General features: G+C 57.7%; 23 protein-coding genes. 4 read left to right on the top strand and 19 right to left on the bottom strand.

The window, feature by feature from the left end:
* Positions 1-6: 6 nt before the first annotated feature.
* The 6 genes from AC13QY_RS24610 to AC13QY_RS24585 all read right to left on the bottom strand — a co-directional run bounded on the left by AC13QY_RS24610 (position 7) and on the right by AC13QY_RS24585 (position 5,802).
* The gene (locus AC13QY_RS24610; protein WP_488494078.1) at positions 7-894 is read right to left on the bottom strand and encodes an NAD(P)-dependent oxidoreductase; all 888 of its coding nucleotides are present in this window, start codon (positions 892-894) and stop codon (positions 7-9) included.
* A 92-nt stretch (positions 895-986) separates the two neighbouring features.
* Positions 987-1,670: a GntR family transcriptional regulator gene (locus AC13QY_RS24605; RefSeq protein WP_488494117.1), complete on the bottom strand. Its 684-nt coding sequence runs from the start codon at positions 1,668-1,670 to the stop codon at positions 987-989.
* A 348-nt stretch (positions 1,671-2,018) separates the two neighbouring features.
* Positions 2,019-2,180 (bottom strand): hypothetical protein, encoded by a 162-nt coding sequence (locus AC13QY_RS24600; protein WP_488494120.1) that lies wholly within the window; start codon positions 2,178-2,180, stop codon positions 2,019-2,021.
* A gap of 685 nt (positions 2,181-2,865) precedes the next feature.
* Complete coding sequence (locus AC13QY_RS24595; RefSeq protein ID WP_488494077.1) at positions 2,866-3,771, bottom strand: LysR family transcriptional regulator; 906 nt, start codon at positions 3,769-3,771, stop codon at positions 2,866-2,868.
* Between the two features lie 493 nt (positions 3,772-4,264).
* Positions 4,265-5,008 carry an SDR family oxidoreductase gene (locus AC13QY_RS24590; RefSeq protein WP_488494076.1) on the bottom strand — a complete coding sequence of 248 codons (744 nt, stop codon included), beginning with the start codon at positions 5,006-5,008 and terminating at the stop codon, positions 4,265-4,267.
* An 11-nt stretch (positions 5,009-5,019) separates the two neighbouring features.
* Positions 5,020-5,802, bottom strand: a complete 783-nt coding sequence (locus tag AC13QY_RS24585) for an SDR family NAD(P)-dependent oxidoreductase (protein WP_488494075.1) — start codon at positions 5,800-5,802, stop codon at positions 5,020-5,022.
* 501 nt (positions 5,803-6,303) lie between these two features.
* On the opposite strand from AC13QY_RS24585, the gene AC13QY_RS24580 reads away from it, so the two are divergent.
* Positions 6,304-7,155 carry an SDR family NAD(P)-dependent oxidoreductase gene (locus AC13QY_RS24580; protein WP_488494074.1) on the top strand — a complete coding sequence of 284 codons (852 nt, stop codon included), beginning with the start codon at positions 6,304-6,306 and terminating at the stop codon, positions 7,153-7,155.
* Positions 7,156-7,161: 6 nt separating this feature from the next.
* On the top strand, positions 7,162-7,887 hold the full coding sequence (locus AC13QY_RS24575; RefSeq protein ID WP_488494073.1) for a RibD family protein: 726 nt from the start codon (positions 7,162-7,164) through the stop codon (positions 7,885-7,887).
* 74 nt (positions 7,888-7,961) lie between these two features.
* Here AC13QY_RS24575 and AC13QY_RS24570 read toward each other — a convergent pair whose 3' ends face one another.
* Entirely contained in the window at positions 7,962-9,872 is a 1,911-nt protein-coding gene (locus AC13QY_RS24570; protein WP_488494072.1) for a methyl-accepting chemotaxis protein, read from the bottom strand.
* Between the two features lie 353 nt (positions 9,873-10,225).
* The gene (locus tag AC13QY_RS24565) at positions 10,226-10,999 is read right to left on the bottom strand and encodes a DeoR/GlpR family DNA-binding transcription regulator (protein ID WP_028754348.1); all 774 of its coding nucleotides are present in this window, start codon (positions 10,997-10,999) and stop codon (positions 10,226-10,228) included.
* A gap of 235 nt (positions 11,000-11,234) precedes the next feature.
* Here AC13QY_RS24565 and AC13QY_RS24560 point away from each other — a divergent pair, with 235 nt between their 5' ends.
* Positions 11,235-12,806 carry a Re/Si-specific NAD(P)(+) transhydrogenase subunit alpha gene (locus AC13QY_RS24560; protein WP_488494071.1) on the top strand — a complete coding sequence of 524 codons (1,572 nt, stop codon included), beginning with the start codon at positions 11,235-11,237 and terminating at the stop codon, positions 12,804-12,806.
* 13 nt (positions 12,807-12,819) lie between these two features.
* Entirely contained in the window at positions 12,820-14,193 is a 1,374-nt protein-coding gene (locus tag AC13QY_RS24555) for an NAD(P)(+) transhydrogenase (Re/Si-specific) subunit beta (protein WP_488494070.1), read from the top strand.
* Between the two features lie 121 nt (positions 14,194-14,314).
* On the opposite strand, the gene AC13QY_RS24550 is transcribed toward AC13QY_RS24555, so the two are convergent.
* The 11 genes from AC13QY_RS24550 to AC13QY_RS24500 form a co-directional block, all read right to left on the bottom strand.
* Positions 14,315-15,181 (bottom strand): N-acyl homoserine lactonase family protein, encoded by an 867-nt coding sequence (locus AC13QY_RS24550; protein ID WP_488494069.1) that lies wholly within the window; start codon positions 15,179-15,181, stop codon positions 14,315-14,317.
* The gene (locus AC13QY_RS24545; protein ID WP_488494068.1) at positions 15,153-15,653 is read right to left on the bottom strand and encodes a hypothetical protein; all 501 of its coding nucleotides are present in this window, start codon (positions 15,651-15,653) and stop codon (positions 15,153-15,155) included. Before AC13QY_RS24545 ends, AC13QY_RS24550 begins: the two co-directional genes overlap by 29 nt.
* Complete coding sequence (locus AC13QY_RS24540; protein ID WP_488494067.1) at positions 15,653-16,696, bottom strand: aldo/keto reductase; 1,044 nt, start codon at positions 16,694-16,696, stop codon at positions 15,653-15,655. Before AC13QY_RS24540 ends, AC13QY_RS24545 begins: the two co-directional genes overlap by 1 nt.
* 272 nt (positions 16,697-16,968) lie before the next feature.
* Positions 16,969-17,925, bottom strand: coding sequence for an L-threonylcarbamoyladenylate synthase (locus AC13QY_RS24535; protein ID WP_488494066.1), 957 nt, complete (start codon positions 17,923-17,925; stop codon positions 16,969-16,971).
* A 175-nt stretch (positions 17,926-18,100) separates the two neighbouring features.
* The gene (locus AC13QY_RS24530) at positions 18,101-19,081 is read right to left on the bottom strand and encodes an aldo/keto reductase (protein ID WP_488494065.1); all 981 of its coding nucleotides are present in this window, start codon (positions 19,079-19,081) and stop codon (positions 18,101-18,103) included.
* A 3-nt stretch (positions 19,082-19,084) separates the two neighbouring features.
* Positions 19,085-20,374: a 3-oxo-isoapionate-4-phosphate decarboxylase OiaX gene (oiaX, locus tag AC13QY_RS24525; protein ID WP_488494064.1), complete on the bottom strand. Its 1,290-nt coding sequence runs from the start codon at positions 20,372-20,374 to the stop codon at positions 19,085-19,087.
* Between the two features lie 5 nt (positions 20,375-20,379).
* Positions 20,380-21,414 (bottom strand): aldo/keto reductase, encoded by a 1,035-nt coding sequence (locus tag AC13QY_RS24520; RefSeq protein ID WP_488494063.1) that lies wholly within the window; start codon positions 21,412-21,414, stop codon positions 20,380-20,382.
* A 67-nt stretch (positions 21,415-21,481) separates the two neighbouring features.
* Positions 21,482-22,480, bottom strand: a complete 999-nt coding sequence (locus AC13QY_RS24515) for a substrate-binding domain-containing protein (RefSeq protein ID WP_488494062.1) — start codon at positions 22,478-22,480, stop codon at positions 21,482-21,484.
* Between the two features lie 93 nt (positions 22,481-22,573).
* On the bottom strand, positions 22,574-23,536 hold the full coding sequence (locus AC13QY_RS24510) for an ABC transporter permease (protein ID WP_488494061.1): 963 nt from the start codon (positions 23,534-23,536) through the stop codon (positions 22,574-22,576).
* Positions 23,537-23,573: 37 nt separating this feature from the next.
* Entirely contained in the window at positions 23,574-25,106 is a 1,533-nt protein-coding gene (locus AC13QY_RS24505; protein ID WP_488494060.1) for a sugar ABC transporter ATP-binding protein, read from the bottom strand.
* Between the two features lie 68 nt (positions 25,107-25,174).
* A complete protein-coding gene (locus AC13QY_RS24500) occupies positions 25,175-26,062 on the bottom strand; it encodes a beta-keto acid cleavage family enzyme (RefSeq protein ID WP_488494059.1) in 888 nt (295 codons plus the stop codon).
* Between the last annotated feature and the right edge of the window lie 4 nt (positions 26,063-26,066).

Here is a 26,066-nt window from a genome sequence, read left to right as displayed (position 1 = left end):
AGGTGCTTAGGCGTGGTCCATCACGTAGCGGATGATTCGGGTGTGATCCTCCGCGGGACCTAGCTCCTTCTGCGCCGCATCCCAGGCGTTGGCGGTGCTTGATAGAGCTTCGAGGCGCAGGCCAAGCGTCTTGGCGAGATCGGCGGCGATGCGGATATCCTTCGCCATCAGCCCGAGCGCGAAGCCGGAGCCAAAGGTTTCCGACAGGATGAACTGCTTCATCTTCACCTCGGTGGCATTGTTTTTGCCCGAGGAGGAGTTCAGAATGTCAACTATGGTGTGGGGTTCCAGACCGAATGAGCGGCCGAGAACCACGGCTTCAATAGCCGCGAGCACACCTGCGCCGGAAACGAAGTTGTTGATTGCCTTCATCGCATGGCCCGATCCAACAGGGCCGGTTTTAAAAATCTGCGATCCTATGACCTTGAGAAGAGGCTCCGCCTCTTCGATATCTGTTTCGGAACCGCCCACCATGATGGTCAGAGTTCCCGAAACGGCGCGCTTGACGCCGCCGGACACCGGAGCGTCCACCAGCCTTAGTCCCCGTGCGACGAGTTCGACCCCAAGTTCGCGCGTGTCGTTTGGCGCAGAAGAACTCATGTCGACGACAAGAGCGCTCGGCCTTAGGCCGCCGCAGGCATTGCCAGTTAGGAGGGCATCCCGGACGATCTTGCCATTGGGCAGCATGGTAATGACGTAATCGGCGCCTTTCATGGCGTCCGGCATCGTCTCGGCGGCATGGCCGCCCGCTTTCGCAAGAGTCTGCCGAGCATCCTGCGAGAGATCAAAGCCGACTACTTCGAACCCTGCCGACACAAGGTGTTGGGCCATCGGCTGACCCATCGCGCCGAGACCGATGAACGCCACGCGGGTTGCGTTGACTGTCGCTGACAATTCTTCCTCCAAAGTTCAGACAGGCATCAAAACGCCTGCTCTTCTTCAAGACGGAATAAAAGGATTATCAGACAATCTGTCAATCAGAAAATTTAAGATTCGTTGGCCGCGTTCTTTCTGAGGTACTCCAGTGCCACCTTCGCGGCTTGGTCGATGTGATGTTTACAAGCAGCTGCTGCCAGCGGCCCATTGCGATTCTTGATGGCCTCCGCGATTTCTTGAATTTCCGCGATACTATGGGAGAGGCGCCCCGGCTGCGTCATGGAGGTCATCCGCAACAGGTTGATACGGTTGTGAAGAGAGGTCAGCAATTGCCTGACGAACACGTTCTTGCTGCCGTCCATTAGACAGTTATAGAAAGCGTTCTTGGCGTCGATCAAGCGGCTCCCGACACCGCTTTCAGCAGCAGCCTCGAACTCAACTACCGCAGCCTGCAGCGTCGCAATATCCTGGGCCGTGCCGTTTTCCGCAAATTGCTGTCCAGCGAAGCTCTCGAGAAGGGCGCGCACCGTATACAGTTGGGCAGCCTCTTCATAGGTTATCGTGCTCACGACCGGTCCCTTGTGAGGAAAACTGGTGATGATCCCTTCGGCCTCTAACTGGCGGAGCGCCTCACGAACTGAAGTCCGTCCGACGCCGAGCATTTCACAGAGCTCGCGCTCGACAAGCCGCTGTCCAGGTTTAAATCGGCCTTTGGCGATCGCCTGCCGCAAGGTCTCTTCGACCTTCACACGCAAAGTCGCACTCTGTCTCGCAATCTGTAGGTCTGACTCCATCACCATCACCAAAAAAGACCACCTTCGCACCAAGCGTTCGCATAGATATGGCGGCTTTCGAAGCAGATATCAATGCGGATTGTCTGATAGCTGATAATCGACTGGCAATCTCCCCCTGATATCGCCGTCGCCGAGCGGTTCTCATTACTCTTGATCATCGTCAAATTACTTTCCAAACCCTATGTTCCTCCGGCAGGTGCGTCTACTGAAAATTCCGACTCTTAATCTTCAGCGTATCGATATGAAGATCCGGTGTGAACAGGTCCCTTGCCCGCACACCACCCGCAGGGGCCTTCTCGCGCGAGTCCGGATGTGGCAGCAGCCCGGGCAGATTAAGGCCCCGCCGGGTTAGATGATATTGGAGGACCGAGCTTCTTCGACCGCCTCGACGACAGACGTAACGCCCAGACGCCGGCAAAGGGCATCTAGATTCTGCTGGATTTCCTCCGCACTTTGCTGCTCGATTTTCGCGATATCGGTGATGCTTCTGCCCTGGGAGATCCACCGCATGTATATTGCTTCAACGGGCTTTAGCTTCATTGGCCTTGCTCTGAAACAAAAGGGCGGCCGCCGGGACCTGTCCAGCGGATGTTGTCCGCATTCCTTCATGTTGAAAGTCGTGCTCGACGCCCTCATAGACAATGTCTGTATGCCCATCGAGGATGACTGTCGGAGCATTTGGTAGCCGGGAGTACCGGGTCTTCTTTGATCAGGAGGTTGCACTATCATCCCGGCAGACATCGATGCCGCGGCAAAATCGCCGCTGTGATCCTGACATGGTTTCTCTGTGTAAGAACGGCGCGGAACTGGGCTCACCCCTAGAAGCCAAGAAAAGCGTGGCTCGGGGCCAGCTTATGCTTTCGGCTGATCCAAGCTCAGAGGCCCTCCTTGCAACGAACCATCTTCGCTTTTTGGCGCCATTTCAAACGCATTATTTCGTGAGATGGATGAGGTTTTTTCATCTAAATTCGCTTTTATCGTGCAGGCTCATGCAGGTCGGCGCGTCAGTCGTAGTGTCAAATGGATGCACCCCGACCGCTGAGGTCCTGCAATCATCTGCTCGTATTCTTCGCGAACTAGGTTTCGTACGCCGTAAATCAGCGCAAAGAAATATTGGGAACGCGTTGCGGTCGCCGTTGCGGGAGCTGCGAGATGTTCCGCTAAAGGCGCGCCTTAGCCGTAGGGTCGTCCGCCTTCATACATCCGAGATCGGCGCCTTTAGGTGATCGAGAAATGTCCGAAGAGCCGACGGCACTTGTCGGTGCGAAACGTAATAGGCGTGAAAACCTGGCCCTTGCGACGTCCAGTCTGGCAATACTACCTCGAGCACGCCAGCGGCGAGTTTGTCCTCGACCCGTGCCCGCAAACAATAGAAGAGACCGCATCCCTCCTCCGCCATGCGGATCGACAGTTCCGAATCCCCGAGCGTGAGCAGTCCCGGAACATCGAGAGTCACCATGCGATCCCCGTTGCCGAGTTCCCATTTGTAGACGTGATCTGTACCGGTTCGGATCCGGATGCACTCGTGTTTTAAGAGGTCCGTCGGCCGTTCGGGTCGCCCGCGCTTGTTGAGATAGGCTGGAGAACCGACGACGACCCATTCGAGTTCGGGCGTCAGGCGCGAAGCGATCATTCCCTCGGGGACGGTTCCGCCGTAACGGATTCCGGCGTCAAAGCCTTCCGCGACCATGTCGACAAAGCGATCGTCAACGCTGATTTCGATTTCGACATCTGGGTAGCTGCGCCGAAAACTTGGCATTCGGGGAGCAATCAGCAGCTGGGCGGCGTCACGGAGAGTGTTCACTCTCACTCTGCCGCTAGGCCCGCTTCTGAAGCTGTCAAGAAGATCGATCGCGGCCTGTATGCCGAGGAAACGTGGTTCAAGCTCGGCAAGGAGCACTTCGCCGGCAGCGGTGAGACTGATGCTCCTACTTGTCCGATGAAACAGACGAACGCCGAGGCGGTTCTCCAAACCCCTGATCGAGTGGCTGAGAGCGGAACCCGAGACGCCGCGAATTGCGGCGGCCTTTCGGAACCCTCCCGCCCGCGCGATCGCCACGAAAGCTTCAAGGTCGGCAAGATCCGCTCGCGTCGATGCCATGGGTGAACTTTACTCAAGCCTGCGCTGAATTAAAATTGCCTTTACACAAACCGAGACGGAGTTGCAAACGGCTCCTTCATTCCTAATCCGATTGGTCTTGTCTTTCCCGGGTATTTGATGCGGGAAAAAGGCAGTTAAACATATGCCCTAAACGAGTTGGTGCTGATGCAGGCAGGATGGGTCAACCTCGAGATGCCCGATTTCGGCACGTTGAACGATCGGAGCCCAGCGTGTACGACTTTAGCGTCTCGTCGGTGGTCTTCGGTTGACGAGATGGCGAGGGTCGCCGCACATAACGATGACCTCCAAGCCGCCCACGGTTACGCAATAAGACCTTCGTGATCCTCAGGCCACCAGAGATGGCCCAATGGACAGGTGAGATTGCGTAGACGCCGAACAGCATTCAGCCTTGAATGAACTTACTGCCCGCCGGCAGTCTTGGAGGCTCAAAATCAACGGCGCTGAAAACCGACCAGCATCCAGCGCCGACGATCTACCAGTCCTGCCGAGTTGGGTGCACGACGATATCATTGATCGTGATCTCCGGAGGCTGGTCTAGGGCATAGATCACGGCATCCGCGACCGACAACGGCGGAATGCCTTGCTTGTTAAGCTCGGCAGCGATCTTCCTACCCGTTTCGTCTTGGACCTTGTCGGCCCAGCCGGTGTCGATTACGCCAGGACTGACCATCGAGATCTGAATTCCATTTCCGACCCCGACCTCCTTTCTGAGGCTTTCGGTGATTCCGCGGATGAAAAACTTTGTCGCGCCGTATATGCCTGCCGCCTCGCCGACATGGACGCCAGCGATAGAGCTCATGTTCAAGATTCGGCCCGACCTTCGCTCCAACATCGAAGGCAGCACCGCAGCGATTGCATGCAAGTAGCCACGCAGGTTGGTGTCGATCATCTTGTTCCAGTCGCCGACCGCGACATCCTTCCAATATGAGAAGAGCATGAGCCCCGCATTGTTGACCAGGATATCGACCGGGCCGTATGTCCTCTTGGCGAAAGCGACCAGCGCTTTGGTGCTTTCGAAATCGGTCGCATCGGCAACGTGGTGGCTGGCGATGCCGCCCGATGTGGTGATTTCCTCGGCGATCTTCGCGAGGCGTCCCTCGTTGCGGCCGGCAAGGACTACGCGTGCACCCTTCTCCGCAAGGCGTCTAGCTGTCGCCGCTCCAATTCCCGACGAAGCTCCTGTGACGATGGTTACCTTCTCTCTGAGATTCGACATAACGGGCTCCTTCACTGTGGTCGAGTCAGTTCGGCTTGGCGGGCGGCTTTGACAGGCTCTGGGATCGTCCGGTTTTCTATCGCCTGCAGCTTGGTCTCCTGATCTCCGCCAACGACATGGTCCACATCGTTCATGAGGGCCTCGAACCCTTGCTTGGCAACGAGCGTCTTGTCGTTCTTCTGTTGGCCGCCCAGCTTTGTGCCCCCCATTCCGGCGTTTGCGTGGAAGTCGCTGTTGGTGGCGCCTGGAAGCAACGCCGTCACAGTGACCCCGGTCGAGCGCAACTCCTCCCGCAGGGACTCCGCGAACATGTACCCGAACGCTTTTGAAGGGCCGTAGACGGTTTCGTACGGAGTCGGCTGTGTCGCTGAAACGGAGGAGGTGATGAGAATCCTGCCGCGGCCGTTCTTAACCATGTGCTGGACGACACGTTTAGCCATATGGACGGTACCCGTGACGTTGATTGCGAGCAGGCGAAGCTCATCATCGAGGTTGTTGTCCACGAAGGCACCACCAATACCGACGCCAACGTTTAGAGCAGCGGCTTCCACTGGGCGGCCTAGTTCCTGGGTGAAGGTCCAGAAGCTCTCAACGCCCTCGTACGTCGAGGCGTCCGCCTTGAATGGATAGGCCTCGGCGCTTAAGCGTCGGAGGCTGTCGGCCGCTTCGCTTACCTTGTCGCTGGAGCCGGAGATGGCGACATCGAAACCATTCTGAGCGAACTGCTTTGCAAGCTCGAGGCCGATCCCCGACGAACCGCCAGTCACCAATGCGAGGGGTTTATTGTCTGTCATGATTTCACTCCATTGCTTTTTTGCTCGACGCCAGGTCGTCCCAAGGCGTCGCCTAAGAAAGTCAGGGAGAGCCGCTTTTGTTACATGAGCAAAATCGACCGGGGCGGTGAGCGAAATTCATCGAGGTGACCTGCAAAAAAACAAAAGCGGACCACCTGCATTGGCCACCTTTTAATGACGCGGACAGAGACCCAGCGACCCCGAGCACGGCGTCTCAAGCTCGTTCGCGTTGCGTGAGCAATAATCATCAGTGTGTGCAATCAGCGTCACTTTAAGCGGTCGGCGAAGTAAACTATCTTTTTCCGGCGATGAGCGGTGGTGTGCTACCGCAAGGCAAATGGCCCGATGGCTGAAGCTGGCCTGTAGGCGATGGAATAGTTTCTACCGGCGGTCGTCACCGAACCGAAAGAATGGGAACCGCATGCATTCGCGGGATGTTACGACTGCTCGACGGCGCGACTTCCACTGGTGAGCCGCCAGTCGACAATAAGAAGGAAAAACATGAGCGAGAGAATGGAAGGGATCGTTGCTCCCGGCCGCGTTGCAGTCGTCACGGGCGCTGCGAACGGCATCGGATTGGCAATTGCGAGGACTTTTGCCGCCCGCGGAATGCGGCTTGCGCTGTTCGACCTAGACGCGGACGCGCTCCAGAATGTTGCCCCAACACTTGGCGCCGAAGCCCTTTGCGTGAGCGGAGACGTGTCAGATCTCTCAGCGCTGACCAGGTTGCGCGACGAGACGCTTTCCCGATTTGGCGAGGTGGCCGTGCTTGTAAATAACGCAGGCATTACTCAAGGAGCGGGCCCCTGGGACGATCCCGTAAAGTGGCGACGTCAGATCGAAGTAAATTTTGGAGGTATCCTGGCCGCGCAGCATCTTTTCGTGCCATACCTGATCGAGTCGAGCCGCACTTCGGCGGTCATCAACCTTGGTTCCAAGGAAGGTATTACGACTCCTCCGGGCAACGCTGCGTATTCGGTGGCCAAGGCAGCGGTTAAGGTACTGACCGAACAGCTGGCGCACGAATTGCTGAATGTGACGGGAGGCCGTGTATCGGCACATCTTCTCGTCCCAGGTTACACATGGACACCGATGAACATGGCTCTTAAGCCGCAGGGCGTAGCGAAGCCAGATGAGGCATGGACCGCCGAGCAAGTGGTGGAATACTTCTTGGGCCGTCTTCTCGACGGGGACTTCTACATAATTTGCCCGGATAACGCGGTCACGTCGCAGACTGACGCCAGGCGGATCCGCTGGGCAGCCGATGATATGATCCTGAACCGGCCGGCGCTCTCACGTTGGCATCCCGACTGGAAAGAAAAGTTCGCGGCATGGTTAAACGCCGGACGCTGACGGCGAATGTTTAGCGGGGAAAATAGTCCAATGACAAGACCATATGTGATTTGTCACATGATGTCGCCGCTGGACGGCCGACTGATCGTCGATGACTGGGCCGAGGCAACCGGCCATTCGATTGATGAACTCGTGAACGTCTACGACTACTTGCATGAGAAAATCGGCGCCGACGCGTGGCTTTCCGGAAGAGCGACGGGAGAGGAATTTGCCGACGCGGTCGACCAACCTTATGAAATAACCGGCATAGCCGAGAGACCGGTCCATATCGCCGATCCAGATGCCAACGAGTTCGCCGTGATCGTTGATAAAGACGGTCGGCTGCGCTGGGACAAGGGCGACATCGAGGGCGCTCACGTTGTCGTCCTGACCGCACGAGACGTAGACGACGTATACCTGGCGGGCCTGATGCAGGCCGGCGTTTCCTATATTGTGTCCCAGGCCGATGCCGTCGATCTAAAAAACGCGCTAGACGTTCTTGGCGAACAATTCGGCGTGAAGCGTCTGATGCTGGAAGGCGGAGCACAAACGAATGGGCATTTCCTGAACGCGGGTCTTGTTGACGAGATCAGTGTGGTCGTCTTTCCGGCGATCGGAGGCAAGTCGAATTCTCCGGCTATATTCGAGGGTGGTGACGATGGGCTCGCGGACAAGGTGAGGCTCACGCTTCTCAGCGTCGAGCCAGCCCGGCTTGGCTCCGTACATCTCAGATATCGCGTCGACCGCCCATGAGAGAATATCTCGGAGCGCGCATTCGCGCCTCCTTACGCCTCTAACTCATTCTGCGGTAATTTGTTAGAGGCGGGTCATGCTGTTAGCCTTGAGACCCTGCTTTGCAGGATCGACGTTGACGATGCTTGGACCACAGAGAACGATGGCTGGTCAGCGCAGCTAGTGTTTGCTCTCCCGTCGTCTATCTGGAACCTGGATAACATTTCGAAAAGCGAAGCTGCCTCTTTCGCAAGATTGTTGACGGCAGCGGTCGACTCTTCCACCATCGCTGCGTTCTGTTGCGTGGCTGATTCAATTTTTCCTACTGAGAAATTGATGTCCTTGAGCCCGTCAGCTTGCACGCGAGAAACTTGAGCAATAGCGTCGACGTCTTGATTCACACTCTGCACCTGAACAACGATTTGGCCTAAGGCATTGCCGGCTTGGTGCACGCGCTGAACCCCATCATTTATGTGTATGTTAGAAACCTCGACCAGGGACTTGATTTCCTTTGCCGCCGCCGCAGACCTTTGCGCCAAATCTCTGACCTCCTGCGCTACCACCGCAAAGCCACGACCAGTCTCACCAGCGCGAGCCGCCTCGATACCTGCGTTTAAGGCCAAAAGGTTTGTCTGAGAGGCGATTTCATCGATAACGCCGATGATGTTGCCTATTTCGACCGACGAGACTCGTATCTTCGACATAGCCTCAACAGCCTCGCGCATTATAGTGCCTGACCTCTCTACATTCTCTTTGGTTTCGATTACCAGTACCCCTGCTTCATGTGCTCTGTGGCTCGCGTCCACCACCTGCCTTGTCATATCTGCCAGGACCGACGCCGTCTGCTCCACAACTACAGCCTGCTGCTCCGTCCGCGTCGCGAGATCGATGGACGATGTACGGATTTCTTCAGCGCCGGCAGCAATCGCCTGTGCATTATAGTTGACTTCAGACATCGCGTCGCGAAGTTGGCGGACAGCCAAATTGAAGTCCAGTCTGAGCGGCTCAAGAGCCCCAGCAAAAGGCCAATTGAGCTGAATGTGCAGGTTGCCCTGCGACAATTGCTTCAAAGCATCAGCAACTTGCTCAACGGCAGAACTCGTCTCTTCGGCAGTCCGCTGGCGCTCCTCAGCTTCCTTCTCTAATCGCTGCCGCTCAGCGCCCTGTCGATGATGTTCCGCCGTGGCATCGCGTTCAGCTTTTTCTGAAATATGCGTCTTGAGGCTGGATATCTGCCTGGCGAGCCGACCGATTTCATCCCTCCGTCGCTCAAGTACCCGGTCAATCTGCATATCGCCGGCTATCATTTGTCGGACTGACTGCTGAAGCTTCGCCAGAGGCGCTATGATTGAACGGGTGGTGAGCCCTGCCGCGACTATTCCAAATAAAGCAGCCACACTTAGGGCCGTAAGTGTCAGTGATTTGAACTCGTCAGAAGCCGCCTTGACTTTGCCGCCCACGCCCTGATTCAATGCTTGCTCGTAATCGATCAATTTGCTCAAACCACCAATCCATGCCGTCAACTTGGGTCGAAGTTCATTCAGGAGGAGTGGCTTGGCCTGTTCTCTGTTTCCATCAAGTGTCAGCTTGATAACGTCCGCAATTAGTGGCTCCGCTTCACTCTGAAATGCCTTCAGACCGTCAACCAGACGGTGCTCAGCGGCAGTGCTGGAATCGTCAGAACTTACGGCCTTCTGCAATTCCACCGCATTGGAGGCATAGGACGTCTGCAGCTTTCTCATCATCACGATCGTGGTCGCTTGATCCGTATCTGAGTCGGTCAAAACAATATCGCGTAAAGCGACCGCTCGATCACGGACCGCTCCGAGCATATCAACGCCATTCCTGTATTTTTGGCTGTTAGTGCCATTAATGAGGCTGAGCTTGGCGTTTATCTCATTCACCTGATTGATTGATGAAAAAGAAAGAATTCCCATCGCTGTTAGCAGCAACCCGAAAGCGATCGACAAACGCAGCGCCACGCCAAATTTCCGAATATCTCGCATTATCCCCTCCGCGACCTGACGAATCTTTTTGAACTGCCCTAAGGTATAACCTTATACCTAATACCTTTAATTCGTGGTTAAATCGGTTTGCCCGGCGATGTATGTGGCCAAGCGAATATGCAGACGAGGACGCCCGCTTCCCCTCGGAATGCTATGAAGGACTTCAAAGCCAATGACTCAAGCTTGGGTCCGGTGAGCCGGATCACCAAACGCGGTTACCCCATTGCGGAGTTTCGTAACGGCTCAGTGTGTGCCAGTATTCGCCGTGACAAAGGTCGGGGCCATCGACGGAGCTGATTAGATTTCAGCGACTTCATTGCCCGGCTTATTCGAAAGGATCATTCGCCGAATATTTACTCGCTCTCGAGTGATGCCACGCGAAGTGGTACGTTGGCTCGCTCTAACGCCACGCGGGCGCCGTCCGGCGGTTCTTGGTCAGTGATGATGACTTCGAATTCGTCGACAGTGGCCAGGACATGAAGAGCAGTGTGATTGAAACGCTTGTGGTTGACCAATAGGCACCGACGCGCAGCGCTTGCGATCATTGCTCGTTTCGAGCGGATCACGTTGTCATCCATGTGATAAACACGCGCACCTGAAACGGCTGGCGTAGATATGAAGGCGATGTCGGCGCTAAGGCGCGACAGGGTTTCTTCGGCGACAACGCCGAAAAAACCGTTGAACTTCATCGAATAGCTTCCGCCGACTGCGATCAGGTTGACGCCCGATTCCGTCTTGAGCCGGTCGATCACCGCGGCATTATTGGTGATCACCGTCAGCGGCCTTTTCTGCGGTAGCATTTCGCCGAGCACCGACGCCATTGACCCATCGTTGATCATGACCGTCATTCCGGGGTCGATGAGTTCGAGAGCCGCTTCGGCCATGCGGCGTTTGGCGTCGCCCTCCTGCTGCTGCCGGAACCGAAAATCGCTTTCGAATTGGCCTCCTGCCTCAATCGTCGCCCCGCCACGAATTTTGCGGAGCATGCCCGCCTGCTCAAGATCGTCCAGATCTCGGTGAATAGTCATCTTCGATACTGCAAATCGATCGGATAGGTCGTCCAGGTCCACCATTCTCTGCTCGACCAACAGATCCATGATGGCCTGCCTCCGATCATCTCTCTTCATTTTCAGTCCTCCGACGCGATGAACCCGAATCTTTAACATCAAGATCGCCACAATACAAAATAACATCATCACATTATTTTGTGTGATTTTGTTTGATTTTCTTGTGAAGCCACCCGCTTAATGTTATTGAGGTGCCGGCTGCGAGCGAGGATTGGCCGCCATCATCCGACCCAGCCGCGCAAAAGATCGTCGCTTGGAAGCGCTGAGGCACTATTTGGAACAGGAGGGATTTTGAATGAAGATAGGAGCGCTGCGTGAGCGGTTGGACGGTGAGGCGCGCGTCGCATTGACGCCGGACTCCGCACGGCAACTTCAAAAACTTGGACACGAGCCGATTGTCGAGACGGGCGCCGGGATTAGGGCTGGCATCTCAGACGACGCGTACCGTGCGGCAGGCGTCGCGATCGTCGAGAGCGCGCAGGCGCTTGTTGCGGCCGCCGACGTGATCATCAAGGTCCGCCCGCCGTCCGATGATGAGGTTGCTTTACTTTCGCCTGGGCAGACCCTGATCTCGTTCTTTTATCCCGCGGCGAACCAAAAGTTGCTCGAATGCGCAAGAGCTTCCGGCGCGAACGTCATTGCCATGGACATGGTGCCGCGCATCAGCCGCGCACAGAAAATGGATGCTCTGTCTTCCATGGCGAATATCGCTGGCTACCGGGCTGTCATCGAAGCCGGTGCGAATTTCGGTCGCTTCTTCACCGGGCAGATCACCGCGGCTGGCAAAGTACCGCCGGCAAAGGTGCTGATCATCGGCGCCGGCGTGGCGGGGTTGGCGGCGACCGGCATCAGCGTCAGCCTCGGCGCGATCACCTACGCCTTCGATGTCCGGCCTGAGGTGGCCGAACAGATCCAATCGATGGGAGCTCAGTTCGTCTATCTTGACTTTGACGCACAGACCGACGGCGCAGCGACAGGTGGATATGCGGCACCCTCGTCGCCGGAGTTCCGCGAGAAGCAGCTCTCCAAGTTCCGCGAGCTCGCTCCGGAGATCGACATCGTCATCACGACCGCTTTGATACCGGGCCGCGATGCTCCGAGACTTTGGTTGGCAGACATGGTCGCGGCGATGAAACAAGGATCCGTCATTGTCGATCTCGCTGCGGAACGCGGTGGAAACTGCGAGCTCACGGTCGCCAATCAGAAGGTGGTGTCGGACAACGGTGTGACAATTATCGGCTATACGGACTATCCGAGCAGGATGGCAGCCCAGTCATCGTTGCTTTATTCCACCAACATCCGGCACATGATCGCCGACCTTACTCCGGGCAAGGATGGTGTGATCGTTCACAGCATGGACGACGATGTTATCCGCGGCGCAACTGTGACGTTTCGGGGTGACATCACCTTCCCTCCACCGCCGCCCAAGGTGCAGGCGATTGCCGCGCAGAAGCCCAAGGAGAAGACACGGGAACTCACGCTCGAGGAAAAACGCGCTGCTGAAAGCGCGTCCTTCCGCTCTGCTACACGCACGCAGGTCGGCCTGCTCTTAGCGGGAGGGTTCCTTATGGCACTGGTCGGCGCTTACGCGCCGCCTGCTTTCATGGCGCATTTTATCGTGTTCGTCCTTGCGTGCTTCGTCGGCTTCCAGGTGATCTGGGGAGTGAGCCATTCCCTTCACACGCCGTTGATGGCAATCACCAACGCGATCTCCGGGATCGTCGTGCTCGGTGCTCTTTTGCAGATAGGTTCCCCCGGCTGGCTGGTACCGTTGCTCGGGAGCCTGTCGGTCTTGATCGCGACCATCAACATCGTCGGCGGGTTCATGGTGACCCGACGCATGCTGATGATGTTTCAAAAATCCTGAGCGGGAGGCTCCTATGACCAACGGAATTCAAACCGCCGCCTACATCGCGGCATCAGTCCTCTTCATTCTCGCGCTCGGCGGACTCTCCGGTCAGGAGAGCGCCAAGCGTGCCGTCTGGTACGGCATCACGGGCATGGGCATCGCGATCGTAGCCACCGTTTTCGGCCCCGGTGTCGGGTTGTCCGGGACACTCGGATTTGCTCTGGTCGTCGGTGCGATCCTTGGTACAGTCTTGGCAAAGCGCGTCGAGATGACGGGGATGCCGCAGTTGGTGGCGGCGCTGCACAGTTTTGTGGGCCTCGCCGCGGTGCTGATAGGCATCAATTCCGATCTCACCGCGCACACGTTCGCAACTGCGGGCGAGCAAGTCATTCATGAAGCCGAGATTTTTATCGGAGTCTTCATAGGAGCGGTCACGTTCACAGGATCGATTGTTGCCTATGGAAAGCTTTCTGGACGAGTCGGCGGCAAGGCGCTGATCCTGCCCGGCCGCCACCTGTGCAACGCGGCCATGATTGTCATCTCGCTCTCCTTGATGATCCTCTACATGATCGACGCGGGATCATGGACGCTATATCTGATGGCTTTGATCGCGTTTCTTCTCGGAGCACATCTGGTCATGGCGATCGGCGGTGCCGACATGCCCGTCGTAGTGTCGATGCTGAACTCCTATTCCGGCTGGGCAGCGGCGGCCACGGGCTTCCTGCTCGGCAACGATTTGCTCATTGTGACCGGAGCCCTCGTCGGATCGTCGGGCGCGATCCTGTCCTACATCATGTGCAAGGCCATGAACCGCAGCTTCCTCTCGGTCATACTTGGTGGTTTCGGCAACTCCGCTGGACCGCAGATGGAAATCACAGGCGAGCAGATCGCAATCGACGGCGACGGGGTGGCCGCCGCGCTCAACGACGCGCAGAGCGTGGTGATTGTACCGGGTTACGGAATGGCTGTGGCTCAGGCGCAAGCTGCGGTATCGGAACTGACGCGCAAGCTGCGCGCCGCCGGCAAGACCGTGCGCTTCGCGATTCATCCTGTGGCGGGTCGATTGCCTGGCCATATGAATGTGCTCCTTGCCGAGGCAAAGGTGCCTTACGACATCGTCATCGAAATGGATGAAATAAACGACGACTTCCCGGAGACGGACGTCGTCATTGTCATCGGCTCGAATGACATCGTGAACCCGGCGGCGCAGGACGACCCGAACTCGCCGATCGCCGGCATGCCTGTTCTCGAGGTATGGAAAGCGAGGCAGGTGTTCGTATCGAAGCGTGGACAGGGTACCGGATATTCGGGGATCGAGAATCCTCTGTTCTTCAGGGAGAACACCCGAATGTTCTATGGCGACGCGAAGAACTCCGTCAGCCAGCTAATCCCCCTGCTCAGGTAGATGTGAAGAAGTGAAATTGGAAAAAGGCCGGGATCAATCGACACCCGGCCTTTCCCTCTGCGCATCGTCTGGGAGGACGATTGTGAACTGAGTGGCTTCGCGTTAGCGGACCTCTGATCGGTCACACTCTGGACCGCTCTCCGTCGGCCAAACATATCTCGACGAGCATGAGCTCGCGATCGGTCACGCGTGACGGATAGATTTCTGACAACTTTTCCTCGTGCATGGGAACGATACGGCGTTCGTCCATGCCGACGATTTTGAGCATCTCATCGGCGGACTCGATCAGGCGTGTCTGGCTGCCATTGGCTAGGCCGGGAGGTACGAAGCAGGGGTCATTTGCGTCCCCGCCCGTAAGATTGCTGTAGGTATAGATGACATCGCCAGACAAGACATACTTGTCGGCTCCATCACCGGTCTCGACCACCACATATTGCGATCCTGCCGTATGAGTGTCGAAGGCGGGATAGACATGAATGCCGGGCACCAAATTCTCACGTTCCCCCTCCACCAATTCCAGCCGGCCTTCGATATTCGCCTTGGTTAAATAGAGGATGTCCGCCGGGTTCAATCCCGCCTGCAATGAACGGAAGCGGCGACCCTTTGCCAAAATCCACATCCAGGATTCCAATTCCTTTTTCTGAATGAAAATTTTCGCATTCGGAAAGAACTTGAGGCCGCCGATGTGATCGAAGTGCGCGTGCGTGAGGATGACATGCGTGACGTCCGCGGGTCTTATCCCGCATTCCCCGAGAACGATGTCCGGAGGTGTCCATCCGGTGACGCCGATTGAGTTGGCGATTTGGCCTCCGAAATCCGCGGCGTCATGCCCGACGTCGACCAATACCACGGCGTTTCCTGTCTTAATGAGAATGTAGGCGAACGGCAGGTTCATCGTGCCTTGATTGTGGGCGCCATAAAACACTCCGCTGACCGGGTGCACCGGGCTGCGTGAGTATTCAAGCACCCAGATCGAATGTGCTCCCATGGTTTTCCTCCCCGTGTCTAAATAGTGACCCTCCACAGCATGCGCTGGTATCGAAGGTCGTCGTGCCCAGGATAGCGGCCGAACGATTCAGTTCGGCCGTCGCATTTGAAAGCAAACCCACCAGCGTCGCAGCTGAACCGAACACGCCGCGTTGAAGCTGCCCCTCCGCCTCGACAAGTAGGCGGTCGGTATTTTCGAGATGAACCAGCGCGTGGGTATCGCGCGTAAAACCGAGTGCGACGGACCACACGTGACGAATCGACCGCTTTATCTCGGCGGCGCGATCCGCGAGTTCGCCAGCCAGGAGGCGCATAGTCTTCTCCCTCGACGCGAAATGCATGAACGAGTACACCGCGATGAGCTCGCCATATGTCCGTACCAGCGCTTCGAAGCCTGCGCGCGCCTCGCTCAACGCGACAGGATCGACGATCGCATCACATTTGAAGTTGCGGCGGACCGTACCGCTGCTCATTATCGGCCAGTCGTCGGCAACGGAGCGTTCGGCGGGAGAAGGTTTGCCTCTTTCAAATCATTCCAGAACGCTGGGGGAATCGCCTCGTTGATAGCGTTGACGTTCTGGTCAACTTCGAATTGGTTCTTCGCGCCCATGACGAGAGTGGCTACGGCGGGATGCGCGTAGACGAACTGCATCGCAGCTGCAGGCAGGCTCACCGAATATCTTGAGCAGATGTTTTCGATGGCCTTCACCTTTTCGACGACGGCCGTCGGAACCTTGCCGTAATCGTACGTGGCGGTGGCGCCGCCAACTCCAGTCGCCAGGATCCCTGAGTTGAAGATACCTCCCGCGATCACGGATACGTTCCGCTGGAGCAACTCGTCGAACGCAGCCTCAAGAGGAGCATGGTTCAAGAGCGTGTATCGGCCGGCGATCAGCGAGCAGTCGATCGGAAATTCACGCGCGACGCCGACGACGGATTCGGTTTCGTTGACCCCGAGACCGATGGCTGAGACGGCGCCGCAGGACCGAAGCTCGTCGAGTGCCTTATAACCGGAGGCACGGAGTTGATCCCAGTAGAACTCGCTTTCGTCCCCGTGCCAGGCACGTCCAACGTCGTGAACCAGAAGAACGTCGATATAGTCAAGCCCCAGACGCTGTTGGCTGTCTTCGAATGCACGCATCACGCCGTCATAGGTGTAGTCGTAGGTGTCGAGAAACGGAAGCGGGTCGATCCAATCGATGCCATAGACGGTCTCGAGCTTCTTCGTCCTGCTTGCGGGCTTCAACACGCGCCCGACCTTGGTACTCACCACCACGTTTTCGCGGAGCTTGTTCGCCCGGAGGGCGTGACCGAGATAATGCTCGGATTTGCCAAAGCCGTACATCGGTGCGCAATCGAAGTAGCGTATTCCCGCCGCGTAGCCAGCGAGGATGGTAGCTTCGAATTCATCGTAGGAGACATCGGCGTTGAAGCCAGAGAGCGGCACTGTGCCCAGCCCCAGCGAAGTCACCTGTACTTTGCTTTTACCGAGAGGCCGAATTCCAAGTTCAGTCATGTGTTCATCCTTGATGTCGATATGAAGTGTCGGGACGACGTGATTTCAGCCTCGCCGTCCTAATTTCGGGAAAGACCCTCATTGAAATACGCCATGAGAGGACGCGCCTTGCGGTGCCAATGTCCGCCCCACTCACCAGAAAAAGCATGATGAACACATCCTCCTCTGACTCCTCTGTCAGCGAGGTGTAAGGTATAAGGTCATACCTTTAGATGCAAGCGTTTTTTCGCGCAGGCATGTGCGCTGCCCAACGCATAATTGGTCACGATCGGCTAGGTTGAACGCGGCGCGGCAGCACGTTTCAATCGGTCATTGATCGCCTTACCAAGACCGACAAGCGGCACCGAGGCAAATGCGATTACGTCACCTGGCCTTGCGAGAGCGTCGGCTTCGCTCATGACGGCGTAGAGGTTGCGGGCAGCTTCCTGGAGGTCACCAGAAGAGGACAGCGTTAAATCGCACCCCTTGCTTGCCGGTCCAAAACCGATCCAAACCATATTGCCAATGGGACTGTTGACATTCATCTCCACTGTTGCTTCCGGAGCGTAATGGCTCTTGAACTGGCCCGGGGCCGCGACCTTCTGGGGCGTACTGTCCTCGCCCATCGGACCGAGGAGGGCTTCCAGTGCTTCCTGAGGAACGGACCCATGGCGTAGAATGATCGGGGCCTCGACTAGCGACAGAATGGTGGATTCGAGGCCGTGATCGCATGTGTCTTCTTCGACGAGTCCCGATATCCGCCCGTTCAACTGGCGAGAGACCTCCGCGAACCGTGTCGAGGTGATTTTTCCCGAGAGATTGGCCGATGGGGCTGCCACCGGAAATCCAACGGCTCGGATCAGCCGTTGCGCGACACTGGATGAGGGAAAACGGATCGCGACATTGTTCATGCCTGCAGTGACCGCGGAGGCAAGCCCCGCGTCGGCCCTCTTGGGAAGAAGCAATGTCAGGGGTCCGGGCCAGAAGCTCGCAGCAACCACCTCTGCCTCCGGGTGGAAATGCGCCATTCGGCGCGCCATTTCCAGATCGGAGACGTGGATGATCAGCGGGTTATGACGGGGGCGCCCCTTGGCTTCGTAGATCCGCTCAATCCCTGCTGGGTTGCTGGCATCCGCTCCGAGCCCGTAAACCGTCTCGGTCGGAAACGCCACAACTTCACCATTTCGCATTAGATGTGCGGCAGCTTCGATCGCGCTGTCGCTAACGTCAAATCGGCGGGTCACGGGCATTTTTTCCTCGCGATGATAGTGGAGTCGTCACTTGCTTGGTCCACTCGTCTAACGAGACGCCTTCGTCGGCCGGCGTCCCTTGTCTCTAGGGCTAGATCGAAACGACATGTCCACGTGTGCGGAAGCCAAGGTCCGATTGCCCCGGACTTTTCCAAATGCGCCCCCCGGAGATAACTCAGTTCAAGCCCACCACCCTGTGCGGCACATATGGCTCCTCGAGTGCGCGGATCTCGCCGTCGTTCAACTTGACGTCCAAAGAAGCGACGGCGTCCTTCAGGTGCTGAAGCTTTGTTGCGCCGATGATAGGAGCCGTCACGCCCCTCTTGCTGTTAAGCCAAGCCATCGCGACGAGCGATCGCGAAACGTTCTTGGCGTCCGCGATCTTTGCGACGACGTCCACCACCTGCCGGTCCGCGTCATCAGCGTGGCCGTAGAACCGGGCCGTCACGTTGTCGGTTTGTGACCTCAAGCTGCTCTCCTCCCAAGGCCGGCTGAGGCGGCCGCGAGCAAGCGGGCTGAACGCGATGATCCCCACACCTTCCGCTTGGCAGAGAGGCAGCATCTCCCGCTCCTCTTCGCGGTAGAGGAGGTTCATCTGGGCCTGCATCGATACGAAACGCGACCATCCAGCAGCGTCGGACTTGTAGAGCGCGCCTGCGAATTGCCACGCGTAGCAATTGCTTGCCCCGATGTAGCGGACCTTTCCGCTCCGAACCAGATCGGTCAACGCCTCCAACGTCTCTTCGATGGGCGTAGAGTTGTCCCAGAAATGAATCTGGTAGAGATCAATGTAGTCGGTCCCCAGGCGCTTCAGGCTCGCCTCGGCCTCTGCGATTATTGCTTTGCGAGAGAGTCCGATCGCATTCGCTCCATTGCGCATCTTTGCGTAAACTTTGGTGGCAATGACGACTTCGTCACGAGGCACCATCTCTCTCAGCAGCCTGCCCACGATCTCCTCGCTGGTGCCGTCCGAGTAGGCGTTGGCCGTGTCGAAACAATTGATGCCCAGCTCGAGCGCCTCTTTGATGAAGGGCCTGCTGTCGTCTTCGGACAGGGTCCACGCATGGTTGCCGCGATCCGCGACGCCAAAGCTCATGCAGCCGAGAACCAGTTGCGAGATTTTCAGACCTGACCGGCCAAGTTGACGGTATTCCATCTTCTATTTTCCTTCTGATACGGTTTTCGAGCCGAACTTGGCGAGCGCCTGCGCCAACTCCGGGTGAGATTTGGCATATTCATGGAGATCAATTCCGCCGACTGCAGCGTCCCAGGCTGCGCGGACAGCTCTCACGCCCGCCGACGGCCCGCCGGGATGGCTGACCACCCCACCACCGCAGAGATAAAGATGGTCTATCGTCTGCCCCGTCCTCCGATAAGTCTCCGGTGCCTGCCCGCCCCACTGGCCCGAGCAAACGACAGGTAGAGGGCGATCGCCGTCATCGAAGATCGGCTTTTGGAGATCATGAAACGACTGCACGAAAGAGTCGTCTGGTTCCCAGTACTTGGCAGAGATCCCGTTGATCTGGAATTGGTCGACGCCGAGCAGGCGCCAAAGCTGTTGGTAAACCGAGAAGTCGAACCCCAGGCCTGGGTGCCGAGTGAGAAGATCCCAACCGTTTCGATGGGCATGCAAAACCAGAGATGAACGTCGACGCAGAAACAGGAATGCGCCCATGCCGATCGAATTAATGTTGATCACCGCGGCGTTGCCGCCCTCGCGCACCACCATGTCGTGCTTGCGGACCATCTCGTCGGGATCGACATCGGAAATACCGAAGGCATACATCACCTTTTTTCCCGTGCGCTGCTCTTCGTCACGGATGAACGGCATGATGGCTTTCACCCGCGCCTCCAACGAGGAGTACGGCGGCGACATCAGCTTCTCGTCATCCTTGATGAAGTCGACGCCGGAAGCGACTAAATCGGCGACCACATCCGCTGTCTCATGCGGGGTTAGGCCAAGCGCGGGCTTGATAATAGTGCCGATGATTGGCCGGTTATAGACACCCGTAAGTCGCCGGGAACCGTCAATGCCGAATTGGGGACCGGGGTAGACGCCTTCGAACTCCGACGGCAACTCAAGCCCGACAATCCGCAGCCCGGAAAACCCCTTGATCGACCAAACGCCGCCGAGGGCAATCGTCGTCAGGGCCGATAGGTCAGTGCCTACCGCTTCAAGCGGATAGGCGATCGTGGCCTGGGCGCGATTGAACGCTCTCCCCTCAGAGGGAAGAGACGGCGCGTCGATTACATCCAGGTTCTGGAACGCCACGATCCTGGCGGCCGCCCGAGCTTTGAGCTCCGGCGTCTCGCCCGGCAACTCAACGAACGTTCCGGTGGATTGGTCGCTCGCGATCTTTGCGGCCAATGCCTCAGGGCTCCCCGCCGTTTCGATCCGATAAGTGACCAGGATGTCAGAGGGCCTCGGTTGAGCCAATTCTATCCTCATGGGAGTCACGTCGTCGGTACTGGCGCGGCCGCGGGGATGAGGCCCGAGGACTTCAAATCGTCCCAGAATGCGGCCGGGATCGGTGTCGAGATCGCGGCAACATTCCCCACGACGTGGTCGCGCGTCAGTGCTCCCTGGACGACGGCGGTCACCGCTGGATGCGCGTAGACGAACTGGGTGGCGGCGGTTGGAAGCGATACGCCATGGCGTTCACAGACAGCCTCGAGCGCTTCGACCTTACGGACAATCGCTTCAGGCGCGGGCTGGCAATCATAGGTCCGCGTCGTCGTCATCGACTTGCTGCCCTCGGCGAGAATGCCCGAGTTGTAGATGCCGGCGGCGATGATGCCGATGCCGCGACGCTGCATTTCGGGGTAGAAATGTTCAAGCGCGCCATGGTTCAGAAGGGTGTAGCGTCCGGCCACCATGGAGCAGTCGAGGTCGAACTCCTCCGCCACCTGCAGGACCGAAGCGGTCTCGTTCACACCGAGGCCGATCGCCTTGACGGAGCCCGTCCGGCGCAACTCGTCGCAAGCCCTGTAGCCGCTGGCCCTGAGCGCCGACAGATGCGTGTCGTACGCCTCACGATGCCATTCGCCGCTCACGTCGTGGAGATAGAGGATATCGATGTGGTCCATCCCCATACGCTGCTGACTGTCCTCGAACGCACGCATGATGCCATCATAAGAATAGTCGTACTCGTCGACGAACGGCAGCGCCTTAACCCAGTCGATGCCATACAGGCTTTCGGCACGCTTGGCGCGGCTTTCCGGCTTGAGGATGCGTCCCGCCTTGGTGCTGACGACGACCTTGCCCACGAGATCGTTGTTCCGCAGGACATGGCCGAGGGAGTGTTCCGACTTTCCCAGCCCGTACAAAGGTGCCGTATCGAAGTAACGCACACCCAGCTCGTAGGCCTTGAGAACCACCGCTTCGAATGTCGGGAAGCCGACGTCGACGTTGCAGCCTCCGAGCGGCGACGTTCCCAGCCCGAGCGAGGTGAGCGTCACATCCGTCTTTCCAAGTTTTCTTTCCAACATCGTGGTCGATCCTATTTCTTGGTCTTGTAAGGCGGACGGCCGGCGCGGGCCGTCCGCCGTTGTCCAATTACATGTACTTTTCTACGTTGGTGGAATCGAGGATCAGCCACGGCACGGTGTAGTCCTTCTGGGTGCCGTCTTTCCATTCCATCAGCGAGCCCCAGACTTCGGACTGCGGCTTGTAGCCTTCGCCCTTGATCGCGCGAAGAGCGAGATCGACCGCGCCCTGGCCTTCGGCACGGGCGTACTTGTAAAGGCTGACTGCCATCTCGCCCTTCTTCACGGCGCGCTTGGCGTCCGGAATACCGTCGATCGCCAAGACCGGAACCGTCTTGAGGTCGATGCCGGAGCTCTTCATCGCTTCGATAGCACCCAGCGCCATTTCGTCGTTCTCGGCGAGGACGCCGTTGATCTGGCCCGGATGGGCGAGCAGCCAGTTCTCCATCAGAGCCTGACCTTCGGCGCGGCTCCAGTTGCCGGTCTTGTTCTCAATGAGCTTGAGGTTCGGGAACTTGGCCAGGCCAGCGTCGATGCCGGCGCGGCGCTCGATCTGGGCGGACTGGCCGATCGGTCCTTCCATGAGCACGACGTTGCCTCCGTTCGGAAGACGCTTGCCGAGCTCTTCAGCAATGATGCGGCCGCCTTCGGTGTCGTTGACGATGATTGACGCGGTGTAGTTCGTCGACTTCGTCTTGAGCGCCGACACGATCAGCGGGATTTTCGCTTCGGCGGCCTTGTCGATCGGCGGTGCCGAGGCCTCAAGGTCGAACGGAGCCATGATGATCGCATTGAACTGCTGGGTGATCGCGGTGTCGATCTGGTTGGCCTGGGTCAGCGGGTCATATTTGCCGTCGAAGACGGTGATCTCGACCTCGCCGGACTTCACGGCGGGGTGGTTCTTGATTTCCGTCGACCAGGCCTTCATGTATTCGCCTGACTCACCGAACGACAGGGCTGCGATGCGGATCTTGTCTTCCGCGACCGCCAATTTCGGTGCGGCAAGTGTTGCCGCGGCAAGCGCCAGTCCCGCACCTGCCTTGAGCAGGCTCCTCCTAAACGTCTGCATTTTATTGATCTCCTCTGGTTTAAAAACTGCCCAAACACGCCTCGCATGACCGGGCATTGTCGCCGACCACGTCGGCGGCAATTCCGAAATTCGTTATTTGCGGATTTGGTCGGCGATGACCGCGACCACGATGATGGTGCCCTTGAGCACCTGCTGGTAATAGGACGACACCCCCATCAGATCCATGCCGTTATTGATGGTGCCAATGATCAGCGCGCCGATCAGAGTGCCAAGCAATGAACCACGGCCGCCTGCGAGGCTGGTGCCTCCGATGACGACGGCGGCGATGGCGTCGAGCTCGTAGCCGATACCCGCCTGCGGCAGCGCCGCGGTTGTCCGCGCGGTCAACACAAGCCCAGCCAGGCCTGCCAAGAGGCCGGAGATGACGTAGGTTGCGCCGACGATGATTTTCGTTGAAATGCCGCTCGTACGCGCTGCTTTCTCATTGCCGCCGACAGCGTAGACGTAGCGACCGAAGGTCGTGTAATTCAGAACGACCCATCCGATGATGAATACGAGAAACAGGATGATGATCGGAACCGGGATGTACATGACCTGGCCCGAGCCGATCCACTTGTAGGCGTCGGAAAGATTGGGGATCGGGCTTCCTTGGGAGAAGATCAAGGTCAGACCGCGGGCCACGCTCAGCATTCCAAGCGTCACCACGAACGGCGGGACCTTGATCCCGGCCACGAGAACGCCATTCACGAGCCCTAGTCCGGCGCCGACGGCAAGTCCCGCCAAGATGCCGATGAGGACGAAGTGTTCGTTCGTTTCGGTGACCAGGCTCGCAGCAATCATGCCGGCGATGGCCATGACCGATCCAACGGATAGGTCAATGCCCTTGGTCAGGATCACAAAGGTGACACCGATCGCCAGAATGCCGTTAATCGACGACTGGCGAACCAGATTGAGCCAGTTCGGCCAACTCATGAAATACGGGCTGGCGAACGAAAAGAATGCCACGATCAGGAAGAAAACCACCACAATACTGAATTGCCTTATGATCTCTCCGGCACGGAAACTTCCTGATTTTCCGATAGCGATTGTGTTCATTACTCGAATCCTCCCATTGACAGATTGGCGCTGTCGATCAACTCGCCAAATCCATGAGCGTCTGTTGTGATGCCTCGGCACCGTCGATTATGTTGACGAGCTGCCCCTGCTTGAAAATCGCGATCCGGTCGCTCAGCTGCATGATCTCCGGTGCCTCGGAAGAAACCACGAGTACGCCGTTACCCTTTGCCGCGAAGTCGCGCAGGAACGCGTAGATCTCCTGTTTCGAACCTTCATCGATGCCGCGCGTCGGCTCGTCGCAAATCAGGAGCTTCGGATTCGTCAGGAGGCATCTGGCCAGCACGACTTTCTGTTGGTTGCCACCCGACAAGGTTTCCACGGCGACGTCCGGCGAAGACGATTTGATCCGCTGGGAGGCGATCATGTCTTTGACCGCGCTCCGCTCTTTGTCGCCTCGGATAAAGCCGCTGACAGCCATCAAGGCGAGCGAGGACAGCGTAATGTTATGAGCAATCGACGCCGACAGCACGAGCCCGCTATCCTTGCGATCCTCGGTCACCATCGCCATTCCACGTTGGATCGCTTCCTTGGGGCTGCCCGGTCTCACCCTGCCGCCGTTAAAAACAACCTCACCTCCAGTCGGCGAATGCAGTCCAAATATCGTCTCGAGGAATTCGGTTCGTCCGGACCCGAGTAGGCCGTAGATGCCGACCACTTCGCCCGATGCCACGTCCAACGAGATGTCCCGAAAGTGGGTACCTCTGGCCAGATTCGAGACGGAAAGGAGGATCGGCGCGTCTTCGAGAGGCTTGCCCTTTTCGACCAGCTTGACTTCTCGGCCTACGATCTGTGTCACGAGATGACGACGGTCGATGTCCTTAACATTTCCGGTCTCGATAAAACGGCCGTCACGAAATACCGTGTATTCATCCGCAATCTCGAAGATTTCGGTGAGTTTGTGCGACACGTAGATAATCGCGGAGCCACGCGCGGTGATTTTACGGAGCGCGTTGAACAAGACGTGGACTTCGTGTTCGCCGATCGCCGAAGTCGGCTCGTCCATAATGACAATATGTGCGCGGTAGCTGAGCGCCTTGGCGATTTCGACGAGCTGAACCTGGGCGAGGCTCAGTTCTCCCATCTTCTTACGGGCGTCGACCTCGAAACCCAGTTCGTCGAGGAAAGCTTGAGCGTCCTTTCGCATCTGAGCGAAATCGACAAAAACGCTAAGCCTCTTCGGTTCACGGCCAAGGTAAAGGTTCTCGGCGACGGTCATCTCGGGAACCGGAGAAAGCTCCTGAGTGATAATGGCGATCCCGTGGCGCAGAGCGTCCGCCGCGCTTTTGAAGTCGACTTGTTCACCATCGATCTCAACCGTACCTCCATCGCGGCGGAGCAATCCCATCGTGATATTGAGAAAGGTCGACTTGCCCGCTCCGTTACCACCGCACAGAGCATGGACCGTGCCGGCCTTTAGGCTCAGTCGTCCGTCGACCAGCGCCGGAACACCGTTGAACGACTTTTGCACGCCCTCTGCCCGGAGAAGCACGCGTTCCGGCGAAGCAGGCACGGTTGACAGGGCTTCAATCTTCTCAGTTGCGTTGACCATGATATGACGTCATACCTCATAAAATTGAAAGCTACGCCGCTGTAGGCGCGCGTCATTTTGCGCTGGCTCTAGGCGCTCTCTAATTCCAGGATCGCGCGCGCCTCGTCCGGTGTGGCAGGCTCGCGTCCAACTTTTTGGGCGACGTCGACAGCACGGGATATTATATCGGCGTTGGTGGGTGTACCGAGCTCACCATAGGGGTAATCGCCGATGCCAATCGCCATATGGCCGCCCAGCCGGCAAATCGCAGGAGCGATGTTCAGTAGATTGCCCCCCAGGCAATTCACCGTCCATTCGATCGGTCTGTCGTCCGGGAGGAATGCAAGGTGCGCCATTAGACCAGCCTCGGTTGGCGGATGCCCGGTGATGTATCGCCCTCCCGTGAGGTGGAGGAGAAAGTAAGCAGGACCCGTCACTAGACCTGCATCCATCAAAGCGACGGCGCGACGTGTAAATCCAACGGACCACGAAACCAGTTTCGGCTTCACGCGTATTTCGGCCAAGGTGCGCGCATAATGCGCGAGGCTTTCGGTCGTGTTCAGATAAAGCCTCTCGGGGTTTTCGAATGTGCGTTTTTCGGTGTCCCAACTTTCGAGATTGGCCGATCCGGTATCGATCGGAGCGATGTCAGGCCGCGTGGCCGGATCCAGTGCTAGGGTGGCCACCGTGTCGATGCGTTTCTTGGCGTCGGAGTCATTCGAAATGAAACCAAGAGTCGGGAGGATCAGCAGATCGGTTGCGCCCCTGACTTTGCGGATGATTTCGGCATTCGCTTCGACGGTATTGGTCGCGCCTCCATCAGGAGTTCTCGCGTGGTAATGGAGGATCGCTGCTCCGGCCTTCCGAGCGGCAATAGCAGCCTCAACGATCTCGTCGGCGGTGTATGGAATATTTGGGTTGGAAGTACGCGGAGCGTACTCGTTGACCCTGGCTTCTAGGATGATCTTCTTTTGCATCGCC

This window comes from Martinezella sp. CNPSo 3795 (assembly GCF_057784475.1).
Note: the sequence above shows the minus strand (reverse complement) of the source record. Positions and strands in the feature narration are given on the sequence as shown.

Excerpts from the sequence above, each read along its gene's own strand:
- AC13QY_RS24605 (WP_488494117.1), bottom strand. The coding sequence starts at position 1,670 with ATGGAGTCAGACCTACAGATTGCGAGACAGAGTGCGACTTTGCGTGTG.
- AC13QY_RS24600 (WP_488494120.1), bottom strand. The coding sequence starts at position 2,180 with ATGCGGTGGATCTCCCAGGGCAGAAGCATCACCGATATCGCGAAAATC.
- AC13QY_RS24595 (WP_488494077.1), bottom strand. The coding sequence starts at position 3,771 with ATGGCATCGACGCGAGCGGATCTTGCCGACCTTGAAGCTTTCGTGGCG.
- AC13QY_RS24590 (WP_488494076.1), bottom strand. The coding sequence starts at position 5,008 with ATGTCGAATCTCAGAGAGAAGGTAACCATCGTCACAGGAGCTTCGTCG.
- AC13QY_RS24585 (WP_488494075.1), bottom strand. The coding sequence starts at position 5,802 with ATGACAGACAATAAACCCCTCGCATTGGTGACTGGCGGTTCGTCGGGG.
- AC13QY_RS24580 (WP_488494074.1), top strand. The coding sequence starts at position 6,304 with ATGAGCGAGAGAATGGAAGGGATCGTTGCTCCCGGCCGCGTTGCAGTC.
- AC13QY_RS24575 (WP_488494073.1), top strand. The coding sequence starts at position 7,162 with ATGTTTAGCGGGGAAAATAGTCCAATGACAAGACCATATGTGATTTGT.
- AC13QY_RS24570 (WP_488494072.1), bottom strand. The coding sequence starts at position 9,872 with ATGCGAGATATTCGGAAATTTGGCGTGGCGCTGCGTTTGTCGATCGCT.
- AC13QY_RS24565 (WP_028754348.1), bottom strand. The coding sequence starts at position 10,999 with ATGAAGAGAGATGATCGGAGGCAGGCCATCATGGATCTGTTGGTCGAG.
- AC13QY_RS24560 (WP_488494071.1), top strand. The coding sequence starts at position 11,235 with ATGAAGATAGGAGCGCTGCGTGAGCGGTTGGACGGTGAGGCGCGCGTC.
- AC13QY_RS24555 (WP_488494070.1), top strand. The coding sequence starts at position 12,820 with ATGACCAACGGAATTCAAACCGCCGCCTACATCGCGGCATCAGTCCTC.
- AC13QY_RS24550 (WP_488494069.1), bottom strand. The coding sequence starts at position 15,181 with ATGGGAGCACATTCGATCTGGGTGCTTGAATACTCACGCAGCCCGGTG.
- AC13QY_RS24545 (WP_488494068.1), bottom strand. The coding sequence starts at position 15,653 with ATGAGCAGCGGTACGGTCCGCCGCAACTTCAAATGTGATGCGATCGTC.
- AC13QY_RS24540 (WP_488494067.1), bottom strand. The coding sequence starts at position 16,696 with ATGACTGAACTTGGAATTCGGCCTCTCGGTAAAAGCAAAGTACAGGTG.
- AC13QY_RS24535 (WP_488494066.1), bottom strand. The coding sequence starts at position 17,925 with ATGCCCGTGACCCGCCGATTTGACGTTAGCGACAGCGCGATCGAAGCT.
- AC13QY_RS24530 (WP_488494065.1), bottom strand. The coding sequence starts at position 19,081 with ATGGAATACCGTCAACTTGGCCGGTCAGGTCTGAAAATCTCGCAACTG.
- oiaX (WP_488494064.1), bottom strand. The coding sequence starts at position 20,374 with ATGAGGATAGAATTGGCTCAACCGAGGCCCTCTGACATCCTGGTCACT.
- AC13QY_RS24520 (WP_488494063.1), bottom strand. The coding sequence starts at position 21,414 with ATGTTGGAAAGAAAACTTGGAAAGACGGATGTGACGCTCACCTCGCTC.
- AC13QY_RS24515 (WP_488494062.1), bottom strand. The coding sequence starts at position 22,480 with ATGCAGACGTTTAGGAGGAGCCTGCTCAAGGCAGGTGCGGGACTGGCG.
- AC13QY_RS24510 (WP_488494061.1), bottom strand. The coding sequence starts at position 23,536 with ATGAACACAATCGCTATCGGAAAATCAGGAAGTTTCCGTGCCGGAGAG.
- AC13QY_RS24505 (WP_488494060.1), bottom strand. The coding sequence starts at position 25,106 with ATGGTCAACGCAACTGAGAAGATTGAAGCCCTGTCAACCGTGCCTGCT.
- AC13QY_RS24500 (WP_488494059.1), bottom strand. The coding sequence starts at position 26,062 with ATGCAAAAGAAGATCATCCTAGAAGCCAGGGTCAACGAGTACGCTCCG.